Below are 7,704 nucleotides of genomic sequence, written 5' to 3' on the forward strand. Positions count from 1 at the left end.
TGCGTCCGCCCTGCGCGTCCCGCCCGGCCGGCCCGGAACGAACACCCCGACCGCACCGCCCGCACCGCCGCACTGACAGCCCTGACAGCCCTGACAGCCGTCCGTTCTTCGAGAGGCACACGATGAAGCTCGCGATCTCCGGCACCTACTCCTCCGGCAAGACCCTCACCACCATGGCGCTGGCCCACCTGACCGGGATCCCGCGCACCCACGCCAAGACCATGCGGGAGATCCTGCCGCACGCCGTCCCGGGCAAGACCCTGGAGGAGTGCAACGCGGCCGAGCTGATCCAGCTGGTGATGCGCCGCTACGTCGAGCGGGCGGTGCACGAGAGCCACCTGCCCGGCGGCTACATCTCGGACGGCTCCTCGCTGCACGAGTGGACCTACGCCACCGTGCGCGTCACCGTCGGGATCAACCCCAACGAGTCCATCGGTCTGGAGTCGGTGGAGAAGACCGACGAGATCCGCTTCTACGAGCAGGTCGTCGCCCAGCTCGGCGTCGCGCTCAAGCAGTACGCCAAGGAGACCTACGACGCCTTCGTCCACCTGCCGATCGAGTTCCCGCTGGACCCGAACGGCCACCGCCCGGTCAACGAGCGCTTCCGGGTCCTCTCCGACGAGCACCTGCTGAACGTGCTGGACGAGTTGAAGATCCCCACCCACATCATCGGCGGCACCATCCCCGAGCGGCTGGAGGGCATCACCGAGGTCTTCGGCCTGCCCCGGGTCCTGTCGATCGAGGACGCCATCGAGGCGGCGAAGAAGGACTACGAGCAGCTCGACGTCCGCACCGAGGCCGAGCGCAACGCCGCGGCCGAGTCCCTCGCGGCCTGAGCCCGCACCGCCTCGCACCGCCCTCGCACCGCCCACCCAGCGCCCCGCCCGCCCCGGGCTGCCCCCTCCCGCCCCGTTCCGCCCCGTCGAAGGAACCCACTGCCATGACCAATCCCACGACGCCGCTGAAGCTCGGCGTCCTCGGCGCCGGCAACATCGGCCGGCCGGTCGGCCGCCACTGGCTGGCCGCCGGCCATTCGGTGACGTTCGGCTCCCGCACCCCGGAGCACCTGGCCTCCTTCGTCGAGCCACTGGGCGCCGGGGCCCGGGCGGCGACGCTCGCCGAGACGGCCCGTACGGCCGACGTCCTGCTGCTGTCCGTCCCGTACGAGGCGGCGGAGGGGGTGCTCGGCGAGGTCGGCGAGCACCTGGCCGGGAAGATCGTCATCGACGCCACCAACCCGGTGTCGCTCACCGAGGACGGCCGGGTGGTCTCGACCCTCACCCCGGGGGTGACCCAGGGCCGGCACGCCTCGAAGCAGCTGCCGGCCGCCACCGTGGTCCGGGCGTTCACCCACGTCATGGACGAGCTGCTCTGGTCCCGCGGGACGAGGCAGCGGCACTTCTGGGCCATCGCGATCGCGGGCGACGACGCCCCGGCCAAGGCCGTGGTGGCGCGGCTGGTCCACGACGCCGGCTTCACCCCGGTGGACCTCGGCGGCCTGGACGGCTCGGCCCCGCTCGACCCGGGCGGCGTGCTCTTCCCGCACATGTTCACCCCCGGCGAGATGCGGGCATTGACCGGCCTCTCCGGCTGACCGCAGGACCGTCTGGAAGGAAGGCAGTCACGTGAGCACGACACCGCCGCGACCGGCGGCCGCGGCACCGCTGTTCGAGCCGTTCAAGGCCGGTGGACTGGCCCTGGACAACCGGATCGTCATGGCCCCGATGTCCCGCGACCTGTCCCCCGGCGGGGTGCCCGGCGCTGACGTCGCCGAGTACTACGCCCGCCGGGCCCGGCACGGCGTGGGGTTGATCATCACCGAGGGCACCTTCGTGGGTCACCCCGCGGCCGGGAACCGGCCGTCGGTGCCGCGCTTCCACGGCGTGGACGCCCTGGCCGGCTGGGCCGGCGTGGTCCGCGCGGTCCACGACGCCGGCGGGCGGATCGTCCCCCAGCTGTGGCACGTCGGCCAGGACCCGCTGCTGTGGGGCAAGTCCCTGACGGAGGCGCGCCGTACGGCGCCGAAGGGCGTCGAGCTGTTCGACCCGCCGGGCGGCCTGATCAGCCCCTCCGGCCGGGAGCCGGGCAGCCCGGCCGGGCGCGCCATGTCCGAGTCCGACATCGCCGAGGTCGTGGAGGCCTTCGCCCGAGCCGCCGCCGACGCCCGGCGCCTGGGCTTCGACGGCGTCGAGCTGCACGCCGCCCACGGCTACCTGTTCGACCAGTTCTTCTGGGACGTCACCAACCGCCGCACCGACCGCTACGGCGGCGACCCGGCCGGCCGGACGCGGTTCGCCGCCGAGGTGGTCCGGGCCTGCCGGGCGGCGACCGGGCCGGACTTCCCCGTCATCCTGCGCATCTCGCAGTGGAAGGTGGCGCACTACCGGGCCCGGATCGCGGACGACCCGCAGGCCCTGGAGACCTTCCTGGCACCGCTGGTGGACGCCGGGGTCGACGTCTTCCACTGCTCGACCCGGCGGTTCTGGCAGCCCGCGTTCGAGGGCTCGGGGCTCAATCTGGCGGGCTGGGTGAAGAAGGTGACCGGCCGGCCCACCATCACCGTCGGCTCGGTCGGCCTGCGCGACAGCGACTTCCTCGGGTACGTGGAGGGCAAGGGCGCGGAGGTCGACGACATCGGCCTGGTGGCCGAGCGGCTCGCGGCGGGCGAGTTCGACCTGGTCGCGGTCGGCCGGGCCCTGGTGGCGAACCCGGCCTGGGCCGAGCAGGTGCGCACCGGACGGACGGACGGGCTGCGCCCGTTCGACGCTGCGGAACTCGCCGCGCTGCACTGACTCCGGGCGCGCGGTGGCGCCCCTCCGGGTTGGGCGCCGGCGCCCCTCCGGGTGCCGTCGTGGTGGGCCGGGGGCGGCGTCGCCGCGGTGCTCAGCCGGCGGCGGCCTCGCGGTCCGCCGCCGCGATGAGGGCGTCCAGCAGGCCCGGGTAGGCCTGCTCCAGGTCGTCGCGGCGCAGGGTGTTCATCTTGGAGGTGCCGACGTAGTACTGCCGGATCAGCCCGGACTGCCGCAGCACCCGGAAGTGGTGGGTCCCGGTCGACCTGGTCACCGAGATGTCGAAGGTGCCGCAGGCGGTGTCGCCGGGCGCGTCGGCGATCTGCCGGACGATGCTGCGGCGCACCGGGTCCGCGAAGGCCTCCAGGATGCGCTGCAGGGTGATGTCCGCGGCATCGGGGTGGTCACCGATGCGGTCTGCTGCGGCGGCGTGTGCAGTCACGTGGCACCTCTCTGGTTTCGCTGCGCGCCCATCGTACGACTCCAGCCATATGACGACCACCATCCAATTTGACATGCATCGTCATATGCCCTTCAGTTGAACCGCGCCTTCCAACCCAACTCGACCGTGCCGACAGCGAGTTGCTCGCTCCGCGCGCAGCGGTCACCCGCAACGAAGGAACCAGCGATGACAACCGCCGAGACCAGTCCGGCGCAGACCGACACCTCCCCCGCCGCCCCGCCGGACACCTCCGGCGGGTTGAAGATCGCCGCGCTGGCCACCGGCTTCGTGATGGCCACCCTGGACGTCACCATCGTCAACGTCGCCGGCGCGACCCTCCAGGAGAAGCTGGGCGCCACGCTCACCCAGCTCACCTGGGTCGTCGACGGCTACATCCTGACCTTCGCGTCCCTGCTGATGCTGGCCGGCGGCCTCGCCAACTGGCTCGGCGCGAAGACGGTCTACATGTGGGGCATGGGCCTGTTCCTGCTGGCCTCGCTCGGGTGCGCGCTGTCCACCACGCCGGAGCTGCTGATCGCCGCCCGGATGCTGCAGGGCGCCGGCGCCGCACTGTTCATGCCCAGTTCGCTGTCCCTGCTGGTGTTCTCGTTCCCGGAGAAGCGCCGGCGCACCCGGATGCTCGGCCTGTGGTCCGCGATCGTCGCCACCTCCTCGGGCATCGGCCCGACGCTCGGCGGCCTCATGGTGGGCTCGCTCGGCTGGCAGAGCATCTTCCTGCTCAACCTGCCGATCGGCGTCGTCGGCATGCTGATGACGAAGCGGTTCGTCGCGGGGCCGGAGGCCCGCTCCGCGCGGCCCGCCCCGCTCGGCCACCTGATCTGGATCGTGGCCCTCGCGGCGCTCAGCTACGCCCTGATCGAGGGCCCGCAGCTCGGCTGGGGAGCGACCCCGGTGGTCGTCGCGTACGCCGTGGCACTGGTCGCCGCCGTGCTCCTGGTCCGGCGCGAGCGCCGCGGCGACAAGCTCGTCATGCCGTGGACGCTCTTCCGCCGCCCCGGGTTCTCCGGCGCCAACCTGGTCGGCTTCTTCTTCAACTTCGCGCTGTTCGGCACCATCTTCATGCTCGGCCTGTTCTTCCAACACGCCCAGGGTGCCAGCCCGTTCGTGGCCGGCCTGGAACTGATCCCGATCACCGTCCTGTCCCCGGTGGCGAACGTGGTCTACTCGAAGATCTCCGGGCGGTACGCCAACGGACCGCTGCTGACGGTCTTCATGCTGCTGGCGGGCGTCTGCTCGCTCGCCCTGACCGCCGTCTCCGCCACCACCCCCTACTGGCTGATCGCCGTCGGCATCGGCCTGGCCAGCCTCGGGTCCGGCATCATCTCCCCCGGCATGACCGCGGCGATGGTGGACTCCGCCGGGCCGGAGCACGCCAACGTCGCCGGATCGGTGCTGAACGCCAACCGCCAGATCGGCTCCCTGGTGGGCATCGCGGTGATCGGCGTGGTGCTGCACGCCACCTCGGACTGGAGCCGCGGCGCCTCCGTCTCGTTCGTCCTGGTCGGCGTCTCCTACCTGCTCGGTGCGCTCTGCGCCTGGCGGCTCGTCACCCGCTCGGAGCGGCGCACCGAAACCCCGGCCACACCCGGGCCGGCCCGCAGCTGACGGACCCCGCGATCCGGGCGTCCGCAACCCCCTGCTCCTCCGCCGCCTGAACCCCCGCAGGCGGCACGGGAGCACCGACGGCCTTCCCGGCCGGACCACCGTCCGCGCCGGGGAGGCCGTCGCGGCGCGTCCCGCGGGGAGCCGCCGCGGCTACGGCCGGTGGTCGGCCGACCGGTGGTGCCGGCTGGGGCGCGGGACGGGGGCGTGGGCCGGCAGGGTGTGGCCGGTGCGGTCGTCTGTGTGCCAGGGCTGGGACTGGAAGGCGAGGAAGACCGCGGGCCGGCGGTTCAGGGCGGGCAGGTGGACGAGCAGGCCGCCGTCCTGGTAGACGCCGTTATGGCGCACCCGGCCGCGCCGTCACCCCCGAATCGACGGATGTCCACTTCCCGTCCCTCGCAGCGGTCTCCGGCGCTCCGAACGTCGACAGCCCGAGGGCCCGGACCTCAGCCGGCCCCGGCCCCGGCTGCCGCCCGGTCGGCCGGGGTCGCGCCGCGTTTCTTCCGGCCCCGGAGCGCCTCGCCGGTGATGAACGCCGTCACGACCGCGACGATCACCAGTGGCATGGCGTCCACCGAGTCGATCCCGAGGAGAGCGGTGGCCAGCACGGCGCTGGTGACCGGCAGCCGGGTGACGGCGGCGCCGGCGGCCGCCAGCCCGACGGCCAGGGCGGGTTCGGTGCCGAAGCCCGGCAGCGGCGCGCAGGCGATGCCGAGCGCGGCGCCGAGCAGGATCGCCGGGAAGATCGGCCCGCCGCGCAGGCTGCCGAGCGCGACCCCCCAGGCGAGCGCCTTGCAGAGCACGAGGGCGAGCAGCGCACCGATCGACCAGGCGGCCGGGTCGGCGGCGAGCGTGCTCAGGGTGGCCTGGCCGGAGAGCGCGGCCTCCTCCGGGGAGCGGCCGGTGAGCAGGGCGTACGCGGTGATGAAGCCGCCGACGACGACCGCGCAGAGCACCGTCCGGACGGCGGTCCGCCGAGCGGTGTCCACCGCCATGAAGCCCTTGACCCGCCGGCCGATCGTCTGCCCGGTCACGAGGAGCAGGGCGACCGCGGCGGCCAGCGGGATGCCCCACAGGAAGTCGCCGGGGTCGGGGACGGCGCTCTTGGGGACGGTCGGGAGCGAGAGCGCTCCGATCGCCAGGCCGGTCCAGTGGCCGAAGCCGGTGAAGACCAGTGCGCCGATGCCGCTGGCCAGCAGACTGGGCAGGATCAGTGCGACCAGTTGCGGGCCGCCCAGTCCGGCCGCCTCGAGCACCATGACCGCGGCCACCAGCGGGCTCCCGAAGATGGTGGAGATCGCCGCCGCCGCGCCCGCCGTTCCCAGCACCGCCACCAGCTGCGGGTGTTGGGCCCGTTTGGCGGCACGGACGGCGAGCAGGGCGAGGCCGCCGCCGAGCCCCATCAGCGGCGCTTCCGGACCGAGCGTCACGCCGAGCGGCAGGCAGGCCAGTGCGGCCAGCACCACGCCCGGGACGGCGACGGGCTGGGTGGGCGGTCCGCCGAGCCCCTGCACCGGGATGTGGCCGCCGCGTCCGGGCAGCCGGATGACGATCGGGGCGAGCAGCAGGCCGGCGAGCAGCAGCGCGGGCAGCGCCCACCACCAGGGGGCCTGGCTGTAGCCCGCGGTCTCCGGCAGGCTCTCCCAGACCCAGTGCTGGAGCTGGTGCTCCAGGCCGAGGAAGCCGAACGCGGCCAGCGAGACCGGGATGCCGACCAGGCCGGAGAGCAGCAGCAGGCCGAAGTAGCCCTTGCGCAGCAGCACCTCACGCAGGGTCGGACCGCCGTCCTGCTGCTGGGGCGTCCCCGGCATGGCCGCTCCTTCGCGATCCCGGGCCGCCCGATGCCACGGTGGCCCGTCCTGCGACCGAGTCTCACCCGGGGAGGGCGGCCCCGCACGGTGCGCGGGCCGTGCGGGGTCGGGAACGGGCACGGTTGCGCCGTACGGGTGAGCGGGAGCGCGGGCCCCGGCGGTCCGCCGGTCAGACCTGCCGGGTGTCGCCGCCGAGCGCGCTCTCGATGCCCTGGACCATGCGCCACAGCGGGGCCCGCCGGCTGGCGACCAGGACCACGACCTCGTCGGACTCGCCCTCGCCGGCGGCCTCGGCCGGCCGGTCGCTCCAGGTGCCGGTGACGAAGGCCATCGCCGCGTCCACCTCGGCCACCCAGTCGCTCTCCCCGCCCGAGCGCAGCCAGGTGCGCAGGGCGTGGTTGTGCGCGGCGACGACGGCCGCCGCGATCACGTCCGCGCGCAGCGGGCCGTCCGGGCGGGCCGCGAAGCGGCCGCGCAGGTAGGCGGCGAGGGTGTGCTCGTAACGCCAGACCACCGACAGCTCGTACGCCCGCAGTCCGGGCACCTTGCGGGTCAGCCGGTAGCGCTGGACGGAGAAGGACGGCTGTTTGGCGTACATCCGCAGGACGAGGCGGGCGGCGTCGCAGGCGTGCCGGACCGGGTCCTCCTCGCCGCTGCCGGACTCCAGGAACTCCGTCATCTCGGCGAGGCTGCGCTCGTGGTCGGGGAAGACCACGTCCTCCTTCGCCGGGAAGTAGCGGAAGAAGGAGCGCCGGCCGACACCGGCCAGCGAGACGATGTCGTCGACGGTGGTCTGCTCGAAGCCTCGCTCCAGGAAGAGCTCGAAGGCCGCGGCGACCAGCGCCTCGCGCATCGCGGGCTTGGCGGGCCCGTCGTTCATGGGCAGGTCCTGCTCTTCCTTCTCGCTCATTCTCCGCAACCTACATCGGCGCACCGTCCGGGGGGCCGCCCCGCCGCGCCCCACCCGCGCGCCGGCACACCCCCCGACAGGCCCCTGGAGCGTGTGGTGGGGCCAGCACACTCACCGGGAGAGCGATTG

8 protein-coding genes are annotated in these 7,704 nt (G+C 73.7%); 4 read left to right on the forward strand and 4 right to left on the reverse strand.

Features of this window, described 5'->3' with window-relative positions:
• Nucleotides 1-122: 122 nt before the first annotated feature.
• The 3 genes from ACFV0O_RS39075 (at nucleotide 123) to ACFV0O_RS39085 (ending at nucleotide 2,792) form a co-directional block, all read left to right on the forward strand.
• Complete coding sequence (locus tag ACFV0O_RS39075) at nucleotides 123-836, forward strand: AAA family ATPase (RefSeq protein ID WP_380349164.1); 714 nt, start codon at nucleotides 123-125, stop codon at nucleotides 834-836.
• 104 nt (nucleotides 837-940) lie between these two features.
• Nucleotides 941-1,594 carry an NADPH-dependent F420 reductase gene (locus ACFV0O_RS39080; RefSeq protein ID WP_380349166.1) on the forward strand — a complete coding sequence of 218 codons (654 nt, stop codon included), beginning with the start codon at nucleotides 941-943 and terminating at the stop codon, nucleotides 1,592-1,594.
• Between the two features lie 31 nt (nucleotides 1,595-1,625).
• Nucleotides 1,626-2,792 carry an NADH:flavin oxidoreductase gene (locus tag ACFV0O_RS39085; RefSeq protein ID WP_380349168.1) on the forward strand — a complete coding sequence of 389 codons (1,167 nt, stop codon included), beginning with the start codon at nucleotides 1,626-1,628 and terminating at the stop codon, nucleotides 2,790-2,792.
• 91 nt (nucleotides 2,793-2,883) lie between these two features.
• Here ACFV0O_RS39085 and ACFV0O_RS39090 read toward each other — a convergent pair whose 3' ends face one another.
• Complete coding sequence (locus tag ACFV0O_RS39090) at nucleotides 2,884-3,231, reverse strand: ArsR/SmtB family transcription factor (RefSeq protein ID WP_380349169.1); 348 nt, start codon at nucleotides 3,229-3,231, stop codon at nucleotides 2,884-2,886.
• A 186-nt stretch (nucleotides 3,232-3,417) separates the two neighbouring features.
• Here ACFV0O_RS39090 and ACFV0O_RS39095 point away from each other — a divergent pair, with 186 nt between their 5' ends.
• On the forward strand, nucleotides 3,418-4,857 hold the full coding sequence (locus tag ACFV0O_RS39095; RefSeq protein WP_380349171.1) for an MFS transporter: 1,440 nt from the start codon (nucleotides 3,418-3,420) through the stop codon (nucleotides 4,855-4,857).
• A gap of 150 nt (nucleotides 4,858-5,007) precedes the next feature.
• On the opposite strand, the gene ACFV0O_RS39100 is transcribed toward ACFV0O_RS39095, so the two are convergent.
• From ACFV0O_RS39100 to ACFV0O_RS39110, 3 genes are all read right to left on the reverse strand, one after another.
• On the reverse strand, nucleotides 5,008-5,202 hold the full coding sequence (locus tag ACFV0O_RS39100; protein WP_380349173.1) for a DUF2278 family protein: 195 nt from the start codon (nucleotides 5,200-5,202) through the stop codon (nucleotides 5,008-5,010).
• Nucleotides 5,203-5,300: 98 nt separating this feature from the next.
• Nucleotides 5,301-6,665 (reverse strand): chloride channel protein, encoded by a 1,365-nt coding sequence (locus ACFV0O_RS39105; RefSeq protein WP_380349175.1) that lies wholly within the window; start codon nucleotides 6,663-6,665, stop codon nucleotides 5,301-5,303.
• 169 nt (nucleotides 6,666-6,834) lie between these two features.
• Complete coding sequence (locus tag ACFV0O_RS39110) at nucleotides 6,835-7,575, reverse strand: TetR family transcriptional regulator (protein ID WP_380349177.1); 741 nt, start codon at nucleotides 7,573-7,575, stop codon at nucleotides 6,835-6,837.
• Between the last annotated feature and the right edge of the window lie 129 nt (nucleotides 7,576-7,704).

Origin of the sequence: Kitasatospora sp. NPDC059577 (genome assembly GCF_042735475.1) — a bacterium.
In the GTDB taxonomy this organism is placed as follows: Bacteria; Actinomycetota; Actinomycetes; order Streptomycetales; family Streptomycetaceae; genus Kitasatospora.

What these genes read in the sequence shown, in the direction of transcription:
- ACFV0O_RS39105 (WP_380349175.1), bottom strand. Translation starts at nt 6,665, where the DNA reads ATGCCGGGGACGCCCCAGCAGCAGGACGGCGGTCCGACCCTGCGTGAG.
- ACFV0O_RS39095 (WP_380349171.1), top strand. Translation starts at nt 3,418, where the DNA reads ATGACAACCGCCGAGACCAGTCCGGCGCAGACCGACACCTCCCCCGCC.
- ACFV0O_RS39075 (WP_380349164.1), top strand. Translation starts at nt 123, where the DNA reads ATGAAGCTCGCGATCTCCGGCACCTACTCCTCCGGCAAGACCCTCACC.
- ACFV0O_RS39080 (WP_380349166.1), top strand. Translation starts at nt 941, where the DNA reads ATGACCAATCCCACGACGCCGCTGAAGCTCGGCGTCCTCGGCGCCGGC.
- ACFV0O_RS39110 (WP_380349177.1), bottom strand. Translation starts at nt 7,575, where the DNA reads ATGAGCGAGAAGGAAGAGCAGGACCTGCCCATGAACGACGGGCCCGCC.